Here is a 14,305-nt window from a genome sequence, read left to right on the forward strand (position 1 = left end):
TATGCGCTACAAAAAGTGGAGACTGTCAACTGCTAAATTGGCTCTGATTTACAGAGTGCGCAGCCGTTCAATGGCGTCCGCCGATAAGGGGTCACCGGCCATGCGCGCCGCATAGAGGGCGGCCCCCAGGGGCGGCGACAGCAGCGGGCGGATCAGATCATATGTCACGGCGGAAGTGGCCAGGCGCTCAAGGAGCGGTTCCAGGATCAGGGCGCCGCTGTTGAATACGCCGCCGGAATAGGAGACGCGCACGCTTTCATCCGGCGGAAAGACTGCCTGCCGGCAGATGGCTTCGATCATCTCCGCCAGCGCCTGCGCGGCGTGAGAAAATATTTGCTGCGCCTGCGCATCGCCCGCCTGTGCCGCCTGCGCCACCAGTTGAGACAGGGCGGCGATGCGGTCGCGCGACAGTGTGCCTTCGCCCATGATGCGGCCGCACAGGTCGAGATCGGCGCCGAGGTTGAAATGGGCTTTAAGGAGGGGATGCAGCGGGCCTTTGGGCAGGCGGCCGTCACTCATGCGTGAGAAGACATTCAGCCCCTGAATGGCGATCCAGTAGGCCGAGCCCTCGTCGCTGAACACTTCGCCCCAGCCGCCGGCGCGCGCGCCACGGCCCCGGTACTCGCCATAACCGATCGAACCCGTGCCGGCCACGATATTGATCCCGTCCGACCCGGCCAGCGAACCGGACCAGCCGCAGATCATATCATTGCCGCAACTATAGCGGCGATGGCCGAGCGCGGCTTCCGGCATGACATCGAGCAGGGGCTGGACTTGCGAATCCTCGCCATGGGCCGGCAGGCCGAAAAAGGCATAGGTGATATCGTTCGCCCTGCATCCGGCGGCGGCCAGCACCGCCTGGACGCCTTCATGGAGCAGGTGATTGAGGCCATCGAAACCGATCTGCAGATAATAGCTTGTGCCGCCCTGATGATGGGCAAGCCGGTGTCCGTTGTGGTCGATCAGCACGAATTCGGTCTTGGTGCCGCCGCCATCGACGCCGAGATAGAGCCCCCGTCGAGTCATATGTCAAATCCGCTCGTGAATGCGAACGCCCTGTACGACACGGTTGACGGTTCCCTTCACATTGGGCTGATCCGGCGTCAGCTCCCGCCGCAGGGATTGCTCGAAGGCGAAGATCTGCGCCACGGCAATATAGGGGAAGATCAGGTCGCTGTCTTCGGCCTCTTCCAGGCCCTGGACGCGGATATGGTCATAAGCCTCAAGACCTGGTTGTGCTGTGACGGCGATGACGCGGCCGGCTTCGCCATCGCGGCGGAGTTCATCAAGCAGATCGATATCGTAGCGTCGCGTGTAACGATCGTTCGATACGAAGACGATGACAAGAGTACGGTCGTTCAGAAAGGTTTTCGGGCCATGGCGGAAACCGAGCGGAGACTCGAACAGGGTGGCGATGCCGCCATTGGTCAGCTCCAGCAGCTTCAGGGCGGATTCGCGTGCCATTCCCTTGAAAACATGACTGCCGAGGTAAACCACGCGGTCATAGTTTTCGGCGACCGCCCGTTGCAGGAGGGGCATCTGAGTGGCGATAACATCCGCGGTGGCCTGTGCCAGCGCGTCGACACGGCCTTGCAGGACGTCGAGGCCGGTGAAGATGGCCAGGGCCGCATAGGTCATGCAGCTGTAACTGGAAGTCATGGCGAAGCTGCGGTCGTGGGTGTCTTCCGGCAATAACAGGCAATAGCCATGCTTCGCCATTTCAGCGTAACGTGCCAGGGCGCCTTCGGCATTGCAGGTGATGACGAGGTGGTGAACCTCACCAATGCACTGATCGGCCAGTTCTACGGCGGCCAGGCTTTCCGGGCTGTTGCCGGAGCGGCCAAATGAGACCAGCAGAGTCGGCGTTGCGGCGGAGAAATAGAGTTCCGGCGCACAGGCCAGGTCCGTGGTGGCGATCGATTCGACACAGCGTCCCAGCTTTGCTGCCAACCAGGGGGCGAGGCTGTCGCCGATAAAGGCGGAGGTGCCGGCGCCGGTCAGGATGATGCGCAGATCGGTGCGCGCCAGAAGCGGCGCTACGAAGGCTTCAATCTCTGCTTTTTGTGCGGTCAGCAGACCTTGAGTCCGGCGCAGCATCTCCGGCTGCTGCGCGATCTCGTGCGCTGTCCAGAAGGCGCCATGCGCTTCCAGCCAGGCGGTGTCGCGGCCGGGAAAGGATATATCAGGCATCTAGGGGCTCCAGTTCCGCCAGGGTGGCCGCGTAGTAGCCGTCAAGCACGGCGCCAATGTGGGCCATGACCAGATTGCCCGGCGTTAGGGCCAGGCCACCTTCGCGGATGGCGGCATAGGCATCGGGCAGGTACTGGCTGATCAGTGACAGGGGAGGCGGATTTCCAGTGAGATTGTCGAAAAGTGTTTGCTGGGCGGCGATGATATCCGTATCCGGCCAATAGTAACGAATGCGGTCGCTCAGCGAATATTGCAGGTCGAAGGCCAGGGCGCGTCCGGAGCCATGATAATATTTGGCCCAGTTTTGCGGTTCGGTGCGCATGCGTTCCAGCACAATGTCGCGGAAATCCGAGCGGCCACCGACAATCCATTCGCGCTCTATGGCATCCAGGGCCCACAGGGCTTCACGCAGAGCAAAAGTGACGCCGGGGCCAACCTTGAGGATGGCGAAGTGGTCCTCCACCAGTTCACGCAGGGCGCGCGGTGTCTGGTAATCGGTCGAATGGGCCTCGTAGAGCACAGTCGGCAGATTTTCGATGGCGCGACTCAAGGCTTTCGCTTTGTTGCGATCGTAATCGATGACATTGTGATGATCGAATTCGACGCCGGGCTGGACGACCTCGGCGATAACGCGTGGCCAGGCGGCCTCCAGCCCCTGTTCGTGAAACAGTCGCTCGTGAGTGCGCAGGGTGTTCAGAGCGGCTTCCGGGGCGGTGACCTCAAGTTCCGGCAAGTCTTCCGACGCGCCGCCGGGCACCGGCACCTCGGTCCCGATGACATAGACCGGCGGTTCCCCGCCGATTGCTTTCCAGGCAGCTTCGGACACGGCGATCAGGCGGGCAGCGCGTTCGGCGATGAGGTCTTCCGGCAGGGGCACAGGGTCGTCGGCACAGGACATGGAACAATCGGCGTGGATTTTGCGGAAACCGGCACGGACATAGGCCTTGACCATCACCTCCGCCTTCTGCATGGCCTCGGCCGCCGGCAGGTGCGTCCACGGGTTTGGGCCGAGATGATCGCCGCCAAGCAGGACCTTTGAACGGGGCAAGCCCACCCTGTCGGCTATGGCCAGGACAAAGTCACGGAAGTCGTCCGGTGACATGCCGGTGTAGCCGCCTTCCTGGTTGACCTGATTGCAGGTGGCCTCGATCAGCGCCAGTGACGCGCCGGCGGTCAGGGCACGACGCAGGGAGGCTTCGACGACCAGCGGATGGGCGGAACAGACGGAGACGATGCCGCAGGGCGCGCCTGATTTGTGGCGCGCCACCAGGTCGAGCATGGCTTTCATGGGAAAACCTTTCAGAACGGGTGTTGCGTTCTATATAGCAAGTTGCGAAAATATACGCAACAAAAAGAATGAAAACGAAACTTATAAATTTCGCTTCAGGGCGCCAGAGCCAGGAAAATGGAGGCCAGCAAGGCCAGAACGAGCCCCACTGTTTTCAAAGGCCCCGGTATGACGCCTTCCAGCAGCAGGGACAGGATGGCAGTAATCAGTGGCCCGCCGGCATTGCTGAGCGGTGCCACGACGATGGCCTTGCCATAACGAAAGGCGTAAACCAGCAGCAGGGCACCGATGGCATTGAGCATCTGGATGGCGGCGGCCAGCCAGGGGCCATCCCAACCCCAGTTTACCGGCTTGGAAAAATCGGTCATCAGGAGCGCTACCGGGATCAGCATCAGGCCCGAAACCATCATGTAGAAGAAGATGCTTTCGGCGCTCATGGCGTTATTGGCGGTCTTCATGAAATAGGCCTGCACGCCCCAGCACAGCATCACGATCAGGGCCAGTACGAACCACCCCAACCCTTTCACGGCAGCGCCTCCCGGATCGTAATCGAACATCGGCAGCGCAAGCAGCGCAAGGACAACGCCGAGCGCCCCCAGCCAGTTGGTCCGCTCGCGCAGGATCAGAAAGGACATGGCGATAGTGACCAATGGGGATAGCGAAATCACCGGGAAAATCAGATAGGCCGGGCCGGTCGAGACAGCATAGAACAGCACCATCTGGCCGCCGGCGCCCAAGAGGCCGATAGCCAGGCCGTAGCCGATGGCCTTGGCGCTGATATCGAGCTTCCACTTTTCACGCTGCATCACGATGACAGCCGGAACGATCATGGTCAGGGCCCAGACGCAATAGGTCAGGGTTTCAGGGAAGCCATGCTGCGCCGACAGGCCGGCGAAGGCGCCCCAGACGCCCCACAAGGCCACAGTGGCAAGCGCAAACCACAGCCAGCGGCGGTTGCCTGTGGGGATGGCGTCAGCCGGCGGCGTGGCGGTTATCACGGGGTCGGTCATATCGGAGTGGCCTCCAGGACGAGGAAACGGTCAAAAGCGGCATCGATACGGGGCGCTGTGTCGGAAACCGTGCCCAGATCACGATTGTTGAAATAGTCGTGCACGCGATAACGGCCCTTCAGCCCGCGCAAGGTCACGGGGCCGCGCCAGCTATCGGCATAGAAGGCGTAGTACATGCGCCCGTCCTTCTCGACGGCATGGCCTTCGGGCTTGTCGAAACCGATATCGTATAGCTCGCCGCGATAGGTGCCGAGCGGCAGCATCTTCTCGTTATAGAGCCCGATCCATTTGCGCCACAGGGCTTCCTTTTCCGGGGTCAGAAGAAAGTTCGAGCCCGGCGCAGGCCCTTCTTTGGGCCAGGTGAACTTGGTCGAAACCACTGCGCCGATACCCACGCTTGAGGCGAAGTCGTCGCCGTGATCTGAAAGCTCGACATGGTCGCCGGAATAGGGCGCTGAGCGGCCCATGAGGGCCTTCAGCGACTTGCCCTTAAGGCGTACCTGCCAGGAAGATTCCGGGTCCGAGGCCGGCGCCTGGTTCATATAGGGAAAGTTGAAATAGGCGTAACTGTCGCCGCAGGGGCAGATTTCGATCACGGCGTCCGGATTGGCGGCAAGGGCCGTGTCGTACACACATTTCCAGAAGGTTTGCAGTTTTTCGACCGATTCTTCCGGATAAGCGTGACGGTGGGCGGGGTTATAGCAAGGGGCCACGCCGTTCAGATGTTGACCATCGATCTTCAGGCCTTCGAACCCCCAGTCGCGGAAGATGCGATTAACCAGCTTTTCGGTATAATCGATGGTCGGCTGATAGGCCGGGCACAGATAGAAAGCGTTCCACCACGAGATCGCTTGTGGCGCGCCGTCCTTATCGAGCAGCAGCATATCGACATGGTCGTGCATCAGGTCGGTGCCGGGATCAACCGCCAGCGGGCTCACCCATAGTCGGGGTTTCAGTCCGGCCGCCTTGATCTTCGTAGCCAGGTCGCGCATGTCGGCATCGCCGCGCGGGAACTTCTTCGGATCGAGATACCAGTCGCCCTCCGACGTCTGCCAGCCGTCATCGAGCACCGCCCATTTCAGGCCCAGATCCTTTGCCTTGGACAGCGTCCCCTCAACTTCCGCCGCCGTCACGGTGCGGTCATATCCCCAGGCGCACCATATTCCTTCGTAGGACGCCGCCGGTGGTACGGGGGAGGCCAGGCCGCGTTCGGACATGATCTGGCGGTAGGTATCGAGTGTGGTGAAGTAATCGCCCGTGTGAACGGTTATGAAAGTTTCGGCCGTTGCGAAGCTGTCGCCCGGTTGTAATGCGATGGGATGCTCCATTGTGACCGCGACCGCGGCGCCGGCCGGTGTGGCGATCAGAGGCAGGGAGACCAGTTTCGGCACGGTTTCGACGTGGCCGACGGCAATGCCGGCATCCCGTCGCCAGACATCGACAACTGGCGTGCCGCTGCCGTAATCCGATGCATTCATGCCCATGAAGTTGGGCTGGCTGAAGCCGGTTCTGACAGGTTGCACCCAATCGCGGCGATCGGGGTGCGAAGCGCCCGACCATGACCAGAAACCATGTCCGCCGGCTTTCAGAACGTGGGCGCCATTGGTCCACCCCGCGAGATCGAGCGCGGTGGTGCTGCTATTGCGATAGCGGATCTGCTGAAGGACGAACCCCGGATAGCGGTCGTAAAAGGTAAGGCTGATCGTCTTTTCCAGGCCTTGCGGGGAGCGGCCTGTGATCGTGACGCGATAGCCGCCCTCAATCGCCGTCTGTGTGCGTCTCGCGAAGTGGAAGCTGTCGATGCGCTTGCCGCTTTTCAGAGTGATGTATTCCGTGGGGGCGAAATCGCTGAGGGGGAGGTTTACATCATTCCGCCTGATCGAGAGATGGCTGTGCAGGCGCATATCGAAGCTGAGGACCAGCCGACCGTCCGCTGCGGTCGCAACCGGCAGGGCTGGCTTTGATTTGGCGAAGGCAGTCGGTCCGGCAAGGCCGGAAGCACAGGCAGTGCCCGTCAGAAGCGACAGCAGGTTGCGGCGATTCAGGTGCGGTCTTGCCGTCATGGCATGGGGCTCCATCACATCTTCTGTTGCGATGTTGCATGGTTTCACAAGGTTACGCAATCAAAAGATAACAAAACGAAAGAAATATAATCTTTCGCTTTGCGCCTTAAGCCAGGTGCAGGCGGAAGTTCAGACCGTTCTCGGGGTGCTGGATATAGTCTGGCGCATCAGAATCGGTGATCAGATCGTCGATTTCGCTGATATCGATGATGCGATGCAGGCAGACTTTGCCGAATTTCGATGAGTCGGTCACGGCGATGACGCGTCGCGCCGCCTGAACCATCTTGCGGTTTAGTTGAGCTTCCGGCTCGAAATGGGTGGTGATGCCGCGTTCGATATCGAAGCCGTCCACGCCCAGGAAAAGCTTGTCCAGACGCAGGTCTTCGAGCGAAGCCAGGGTCTGCGCGCCATAGAAGGCCATGTTCTTGCGGCGCAGTTCGCCGCCTAACATGACGATCTTCAGGTGACGTTTCTGGCTCAGCGCGCCCAGCACGCCGAAGTCATTGGTGACGATCGTTATATCTTCCTCGTCGGGCAGGAAACGCGCAATCTGCAAGGCGGTGGTGCCGGAATCGAGCATGATGGAATCGCCGGGTTCGACGAGCGCTGCAGCCATCCGGCCGATGCGTTCCTTTTCCCCGGTGTGGCTGATCTGCTTGGCTTCGATCGGCGCTTCGCTGATGTTCACGACCTCCGCGGCGATGGCGCCGCCATAGGCGCGAGCGGCAATGCCGTGCATTTCCAGGTAATGCAGGTCCTTGCGGATGGTCTGCATGGATACGCCGAACATGTCGGACAGGGGGGCGACCTGCACGCTGCCGCGCGATTTGATCATGGTCGTGATCTGGCGCCGGCGTTCGCTGGTGTCGCGGGTAACCCGGTTCGGCGTAGTCATACGGGTAGGGCTCCTGTGAGTCGGTCGTTTTTACTTATCTCCAAGTACCGGCAAAATATCAATGCAGGGCTGTTTTTTGCCGCCGAAAGAGGGCGAATACATCCAAAAACGTGACATATATGTTTCATTTCGTTGCGATGTCGAAAAATGTCGCCATTGTTTCGCTTTTTTGCGATTGACAGGTGCGTTGTGACGCGCAACGAAAGATAACGAAAGATATGTGCGCCTTTCGGGGTGATCCATCATGGAGACGAGACTATGCGTGCAAGGAATATCGTCACCGCGCTCATGAGCGGCGTTGCTCTGGTCGCCATCGCCTGGCCCGCCCTGGCTCTCCAGGCTCAACCCGAAAGTCAGCCGGCTACGACCGAGCCCTCGGCCGAAGCCTCTGCGACGCCGACCGAAATTGTCGTGGTTGGCGTGCGCGGCAGCCTGGCGCGCTCTCTGAATATCAAACGCAAGTCCGGCGTCATTGTCGATTCGATCAACGCTACCGAGCTGGGACGTTTCCCGGATAACGATGTCGCCGACTCGCTCAGCCATATCACCGGTATTACCATCAACCGAACCACGGGCGGTGAGGGGCAGTATGTCAGCGTGCGCGGGCTGGGCGCGCAATACAATATCGTCACGCTGAACGACCGCATCCTGGCCACGGACGATGATGGACGCGATTTCGCCTTCGATATCCTGCCATCCGATATCATCTCCGGCGCCGATGTGTTGAAATCGCCGGAGGCTTCTGCCGTGGAAGGCAGCATTGGCGGCACGGTCAATCTGCGTTCGGCGCGGCCGTTCGACCGGCCGGGCTTTCACGCGGCCCTGCGCACCGAGGGCAGCTATAACGATATGTCGGAATATTACGGTTACAAGACCTCCGGCTTCATCAGCAATACCTCGCAGGATGGCCGGTTCGGCTTTCTGCTGGGCCTCGTCTATTCCGATACGAAAACCCGCAGCGACTCGCTCAACTACAATACCTACGACGCAGACAATCCCGGCGTATGGCCGTTGGATTCGGACAATGCTGTCGTCGCCGAGTGCTGCATTTCATATGGCTCGATCGTCGATCGCAAGAAGCGCACGGCCTTGACGGGTACGTTCGAGTGGCGGCCATCGGATGATATTCATGTCGTTGCCGACCTGATGTTCACGCGGCTGCACGATCCGCAGGTCGCGTATAATCATGCCTTCTATCCGGATTTTACCTACGATGCCGACGGCAATCCGGAATGGAGCAATGTGGTGGTAAAGGAGGGTCTGGTCACCTCTTTCACCGGCACCAATTTCACGCCCGAAGTAGTGAACCAGACGATCAACCGCATCGTCAACACGTCGCTGTACGGGCTTAATGCCAGCTGGAATGTCAGCGACAGCCTGACCTTCGACGGCGATATCTATTATTCCAAGGCGGATCGTCCGGAAGGCGGGACTGATGCCTTTGTCACCGCAGGCCTGGTCTCTTCCACGCCCTATAACCAGAACACGATTACCATGACCGCCAATGCCAATGGTTTGCCGGACATGGTCATTACCTTGCCGGATGGCTCGGATTACGCCACGGCGCTCGCCTCCGGCCAGTTGGACGACCAGAGCCTGTGGAGCACGCATTATGTCGGCTTAAGCGGCTATTCGATCAAGGATGAGATCACGGGGGCCAAATTGAATGGCACCTGGCGTAAAGGCGATGGCCTTTTTCAAAAAGTCACCTTCGGCCTTACCTATACGGACCGTTCCAAATCGCGCCGCGATATCAGCAATGACTGGACCAACGGCTCGAACCAATACGGTTCGCTCTATAATACGCTCGACGGTCAGCCGGGGCCGATCACTTTCGCGACCATGAACGCCAATGTCATCTCGACCTTCAACTTTCCCAACTTCATGGAAGGCGCCGGTGGCAGCTTCCCGACCACCATGGCTCTGCTCGACGTCAATGCCTTGCTGGCCGGCTTGAAGGCGCTGGATGGTACGCCCAACTATACCAGCGGCGAGGGCGTCTATGATTTCAGCCTGACGGAGCCGGTCTATAATCCGACCAATTCGTATGAGGTCAATGAAAAGACCTTTGCGGCCTATATCGAGGGCACCTTCGCCACCGAGCATCTGGATGGTAACCTTGGCCTGCGGGTGGTCTCGACCCAGACCCACGCAGCGACGGCGGTTAGCAATATCCTGTCTGTGACGGTCGACGATACCTCAAACGCCACCAATCCGGGGGTGGTCGAATATTCGGATGTCACGCCGATCACTGCCAAGGGACATTATACGCTCGCTTTGCCGTCGCTGAACCTGACCTACCACATCCGGCCTGATCTGCAGTTGCGGCTGGCGGCCGCCGAGGTCATGTCGCGTCCCAATCTCAATCAACTGGTGCCGACAGCGACCAACAATGCCATCAATCAGGAATATATCATCTATTATGACGGCAATGCCAACTTGCGGCCGATCAAGGCACGCCAGTTCGATGCCTCTCTGGAATGGTACTATGCTTCGAAGGCCATGCTGTCGGTGGCCCTGTTCGACAAAAAGCTCCGCGACGACATAACCACAGCCCAGACCAACGATGTCGATATTGGCGCGGTTGGCTGCTTCAATGGTGAGGCCTGTGTGTCCTTGCCGTTCAGCGTGGTGCAGCCCATCAATGGCGACACGGCGGAAATATACGGGGTAGAAATCGGCTGGCAGCATGTGCTCGATAATGGCCTGGGCGTGCGCGCGCAATATACTCACACCTGGAGCCAGACGGTGATTGATGGCGAGAAGGCCGGTGCGGAAGCCGGCGTATCGCCGACCACCGCTTCGCTCAATGTCTTCTATGAGCATGGGCCGGTTCTGGCCAGCCTGTCCTGGGACTATGCCAGTGCCTTCACCCAATCGACCTATACCGAGGTGACCGGCTGGGCGGGGATTACTCAAGCGACGAACTGGGTGAACGCCACCGCGTCCTATGCCTTGACGCCACGCCTGAAGATTTATCTGGAGGGTAAGAACCTGACCAATACCATCGTCAGGACCTATCTCAATGGCAATAGTTACGCGGTATGGTCGGCGGGTTCGACCGGCACGGGGAGTGGCGTTGATGCTGGCTACAGCGCTTTTGGCCGCACAGTTACATTGGGTGTCGGCTATAGTTTCTGATTGGCTTCGGTAAAAAATCGCAGGCAATTATTTTTACAACTAAAAATTGACCGCGGCCGCTGGCTGCGGTCTTTTTTGTTTTATTTCAGCATGTTGTTTGCTTTTTTCGTAAATATCGGACTGTTTTCACGTTATCTGAGTAGTGCTGATTTGTCACATATCGGGGCGATTATCGTACAATTCTTTCAGCGTTGTGACACTCCGTTGACATTTGTAGCAAATGTAGCATTCTGTTTGTAGTGATGCGTAATTCAGTGGGACAAACGGAGGCTACGGGTAGAATGACAATGAAAAGGGATAATAGTGGGGTCTCGCGTGCCGCTTTGACGGTGGCGCTGTTCTGCGGGCTGCTGGGGAGCGCCGGTCATGCCTTGGCGGCACAGCAGGAGACGGACGCGACGGCGGAAAGTGGCGCGGCAGATCAGGCCGAAACCGTGGTTGTTGTCGGCTCGCGAAAGGCGCTGAAAAGCGCTCAGGATATCAAGAAGACGGCTGATACGGTTGTCGATTCCATTACCGCAACCGACATTGGCGCCTTCCCCGACAAGTCGGTGGCCGAGGCGCTGCAGCGGGTGCCGGGCGTAACGGTGTTGCGTTCCGTGCCGGGCGGGGATGTGATGCACTTTCCGGCGGAGCCGACCGGCGTGATCATTCGCGGTCTCCAGCAGGTCAAGTCGGAGTTTAACGGTCGCGATATCTTCAGTGCGGGCTCGGCGTCCGGCCTGAGCTGGGAAGATATATCGCCGGAAATGCTGGCCGGTGTCGATACGTACAAGAATGCGACAGCAGACATGCTGGAAGGCGGGATTGCCGGTACGGTCAATCTGCGTACGCGCCTGCCGTTTGACCAGAAGGGACAACTGATCTCCGGCACGATCGAAGGTGATTACGGCGATCTGAGCCAGAAATGGACGCCATCGGGGTCGGTCCTGTACTCCAATCGCTGGCACACCGATCTGGGTGATTTTGGCTTCCTGGGTGATCTTGCCTATTCGAAGGTCGAAACCACCAGCCAGGGTGCGATCGTGCCGCGGATGATGCCCTTTGCTGCCGGCGTCTACAGCGACCAGGTGAATTACATCCCCTCCGGCATCAGCTACAACAACACGGTCTACGACCGTACGCGCAAGGGTATTTCGCTGGCCGGTCAATGGGCCAGCACCGACAACCATTTCAAGGCGACCCTGCAATATAACAAGTCCTCCTACGAAAACACCTGGAACGAAGACCAGCTTCTCAGCTATTGGGCCTGGGTCGATCCGGCGACGACCAATCAGTCGACTGTCTGGACAGATGGCACCCTGATCGCGCCGCCCGATGCGCCGGGTCTCGGAATCAATGAGGCCGGTGGTGGAACGCCGTTTACCTTCGACAGCAACGGTATGTTCCAGACCGGCGTGATTACGGCCTCGGCCGGCGGTTGGGGTTACGGCAGCATCGCGGACTGGTCCACGGGCGAATATCTGGAGGGGTCGACCGACCAATATGGCACCTATGATCAGTATGGCATTGATGAACCCATCTATCAGCCCTGCCTCAACTCGAATGTGACGCACGCCAATCAGCCGTGCCGTCTCGGTCCCTCGGTCAACCTGGCGACACGCTATTCCACGGAAACCCGCACGGTCGAGGACACCTCGCTGAATTTTGTCTGGACTCCGACGGACCGACTCAAGCTCGTCTTCGATCTCCAGCACGTTCTGTCGACCAACACCCACTACGATATTACCTATCGCAATGGCACCTATGCCAACCTGGCCGTCGATCTGACAGGTGACCTGCCAAAGCTGAACTTCGAGTTGCCCTCGGGTTACAATGTGGTCGGCGACGATCCTCTGTCCGACTATCGCAACTATTTCAATGAATCGATCATGGACCACCTGGAGGATTCCAAGGCGACCATGAATGCCTTCCAGCTCGATGGCGCCTATGACTTCGATGGCCCGTGGCTGAGCGAGTTCCGGGCGGGCGTGCGCATTTCCGAGCGTGATCAGCTGAATCAGTGGTCGGCCTATAACTGGCAATCGATCTCCAGTAACTGGGGAGCCAATCCGGCCGATTCCTACCACCTTGATGCGCCGACCACCTATAATTCGGATGGCAGTATCCGCTTCCAGGGCTATCCCGGCACCTATTGGCAGACCACCTCTTTCGGCACCGATGGTATGCTGAAGGGCCTGATCGGGCAGACCGAATTCGTCACCATCAATCCGGATTATCTCAAGAATATCGACCTGATGGAGGCCACTTTCGGCAAGACGGCCCAGGAAGCCAACGGGGGCACGGCCTCTTCGGCCTGGGACCCGATCTGCATGCGGTCCGGCAATCTGGAAGGCAGCTGTTTCCAGCCGGGTGAGATCCTGAACGTCAATCTGAAGCAGGATTCGGTCTATGCCATGTTTAAGTTTGGCGGACCGGAAGCAGTTGTATTCGGCGACGTCACCTTGTCGGGCAATATCGGCGTACGCGTGGTTCAGACCAACCTGACCAGCATCGGTGCCGTCAATTTCGCCACGCCGTTCACGGCCGACGAACTGAACTGCCAGCCGCTCAGCGCGGAGCAGATCGCGGCGCTCAGCCCGGGGCAGTACGCTATCTCTCCTGGCTGTCTGGCTGTGAATTCGCTGGATGACCAGGCCTTCTCCGATGGCGGTTACTCCAGCTCGACCGTCAAGACCAAGCACACCTACACCCTGCCTAGCCTGAACCTCAAGTTCTCGCTGCCGGATAACTGGATTGTTCGTATCGCTGCTTCGCGTGCCATGTCCATGCCGGACATGGGCCTGCTCAAGAACTACACGACCCTGCAGCGCAGCTATGTGCCGCAATCGGCGATCGCCCAGGGCAATTCCAGCATTGTTCTGGATAGCTCCGGCAATCCGGTCAGCTACATCTATGGTTATTCCGGCAGCACAGGCAATGCGCGTCTGAGGGCCATTCAGGCGGACCAGTTCGATCTGACGGTCGAGCGCTACTTCGCCGAAGTCGGATCATTCAGCTTCGACATCTTCTCGAAGAAGTTCTACGATTACATCCAGAACGGCACCTTCGTCGTTCCGATGACCAATAACGGCGTCACCCGCGATGTTGTCGTGACCGGCCCGGTGAATGGCGACGGCGCCAGCGTCAAGGGCTTCGAACTGGCCTTCCAGCGCTACTTCACCTTCCTGCCCAAGCCTTTCGACGGGCTGGGTCTGCAGGCGAACTACACGCACCTGCATAATGAGGGCGTGAAGAACAGCAACCTGACGCTCGACACGGCCGATGGCACCACGGTGGCCGGCTCGGTGGAAGATGGCACGATCAATCCCGGCCGTCTGGAACAATTGTCTGACGACAGCTACAACCTGATCCTGCTTTACGACAAGGGACCGTTCGGCGCCCGTCTGGCCTATAACTGGCGTTCCAAATACGTCAATTCGGTCAATGACTGCTGTATCGGCTTCCCGGTGTGGAACGCGGCGGAAGGTTTCCTGGATGCCTCGATGCGTTATGCGCTTAATGCCCATACCGAAATCGACCTGCAGGGCAGCAACCTGCTCGGCACCCGGCCGAAAATCTATCAGGAAGTGCAGGGACCGACCGACGCCAATCCGGATCAGGAACCCCTGTTCCTGTATGCAGGCACCTTCAATGCCGATCGTCGGATCGCGGTAAGCCTCCGCTTCAAGTACTGAGTTGACAGCATCACCCATGCCTCTTTCCCGCCTCCCTGACG

8 protein-coding genes are annotated in these 14,305 nt (G+C 59.2%); 2 read left to right on the top strand and 6 right to left on the bottom strand.

Annotated features, from left to right (window positions below; all coding sequences use genetic code 11):
• Positions 1 to 48: 48 nt before the first annotated feature.
• From QM647_RS17980 to agaR, 6 genes are all read right to left on the bottom strand, one after another.
• Positions 49 to 1,026 carry an N-acetylglucosamine kinase gene (locus QM647_RS17980; protein WP_414996933.1) on the bottom strand — a complete coding sequence of 326 codons (978 nt, stop codon included), beginning with the start codon at positions 1,024 to 1,026 and terminating at the stop codon, positions 49 to 51.
• Between the two features lie 3 nt (positions 1,027 to 1,029).
• On the bottom strand, positions 1,030 to 2,190 hold the full coding sequence (locus tag QM647_RS17985) for an SIS domain-containing protein (protein WP_414996934.1): 1,161 nt from the start codon (positions 2,188 to 2,190) through the stop codon (positions 1,030 to 1,032).
• Positions 2,183 to 3,478, bottom strand: coding sequence for a D-tagatose-bisphosphate aldolase, class II, non-catalytic subunit (locus tag QM647_RS17990; protein ID WP_414996935.1), 1,296 nt, complete (start codon positions 3,476 to 3,478; stop codon positions 2,183 to 2,185). Before QM647_RS17990 ends, QM647_RS17985 begins: the two co-directional genes overlap by 8 nt.
• 95 nt (positions 3,479 to 3,573) lie before the next feature.
• Positions 3,574 to 4,488, bottom strand: coding sequence for an EamA family transporter (locus QM647_RS17995; RefSeq protein WP_414996936.1), 915 nt, complete (start codon positions 4,486 to 4,488; stop codon positions 3,574 to 3,576).
• Complete coding sequence (locus QM647_RS18000) at positions 4,485 to 6,551, bottom strand: alpha-galactosidase (RefSeq protein WP_414996937.1); 2,067 nt, start codon at positions 6,549 to 6,551, stop codon at positions 4,485 to 4,487. Before QM647_RS18000 ends, QM647_RS17995 begins: the two co-directional genes overlap by 4 nt.
• A 106-nt stretch (positions 6,552 to 6,657) precedes the next feature.
• Positions 6,658 to 7,446, bottom strand: a complete 789-nt coding sequence (agaR, locus tag QM647_RS18005; protein ID WP_414996938.1) for a transcriptional repressor AgaR — start codon at positions 7,444 to 7,446, stop codon at positions 6,658 to 6,660.
• Between the two features lie 258 nt (positions 7,447 to 7,704).
• Here agaR and QM647_RS18010 point away from each other — a divergent pair, with 258 nt between their 5' ends.
• Both QM647_RS18010 and QM647_RS18015 read left to right on the top strand, forming a co-directional pair.
• On the top strand, positions 7,705 to 10,587 hold the full coding sequence (locus QM647_RS18010) for a TonB-dependent receptor (protein ID WP_414996939.1): 2,883 nt from the start codon (positions 7,705 to 7,707) through the stop codon (positions 10,585 to 10,587).
• A gap of 287 nt (positions 10,588 to 10,874) precedes the next feature.
• Positions 10,875 to 14,264, top strand: coding sequence for a TonB-dependent receptor plug domain-containing protein (locus QM647_RS18015; protein ID WP_414996940.1), 3,390 nt, complete (start codon positions 10,875 to 10,877; stop codon positions 14,262 to 14,264).
• The last annotated feature ends 41 nt before the right edge of the window (positions 14,265 to 14,305 follow it).

It is taken from the genome of Asticcacaulis sp., from assembly GCF_047605585.1.
Classification (GTDB): Bacteria; Pseudomonadota; Alphaproteobacteria; order Caulobacterales; family Caulobacteraceae; genus Asticcacaulis.

What these genes read in the sequence shown, in the direction of transcription:
- QM647_RS17985 (WP_414996934.1), bottom strand. Translation starts at nt 2,190, where the DNA reads ATGCCTGATATATCCTTTCCCGGCCGCGACACCGCCTGGCTGGAAGCG.
- QM647_RS17995 (WP_414996936.1), bottom strand. Translation starts at nt 4,488, where the DNA reads ATGACCGACCCCGTGATAACCGCCACGCCGCCGGCTGACGCCATCCCC.
- QM647_RS17990 (WP_414996935.1), bottom strand. Translation starts at nt 3,478, where the DNA reads ATGAAAGCCATGCTCGACCTGGTGGCGCGCCACAAATCAGGCGCGCCC.
- QM647_RS17980 (WP_414996933.1), bottom strand. Translation starts at nt 1,026, where the DNA reads ATGACTCGACGGGGGCTCTATCTCGGCGTCGATGGCGGCGGCACCAAG.
- QM647_RS18015 (WP_414996940.1), top strand. Translation starts at nt 10,875, where the DNA reads ATGAAAAGGGATAATAGTGGGGTCTCGCGTGCCGCTTTGACGGTGGCG.
- QM647_RS18010 (WP_414996939.1), top strand. Translation starts at nt 7,705, where the DNA reads ATGCGTGCAAGGAATATCGTCACCGCGCTCATGAGCGGCGTTGCTCTG.
- agaR (WP_414996938.1), bottom strand. Translation starts at nt 7,446, where the DNA reads ATGACTACGCCGAACCGGGTTACCCGCGACACCAGCGAACGCCGGCGC.
- QM647_RS18000 (WP_414996937.1), bottom strand. Translation starts at nt 6,551, where the DNA reads ATGACGGCAAGACCGCACCTGAATCGCCGCAACCTGCTGTCGCTTCTG.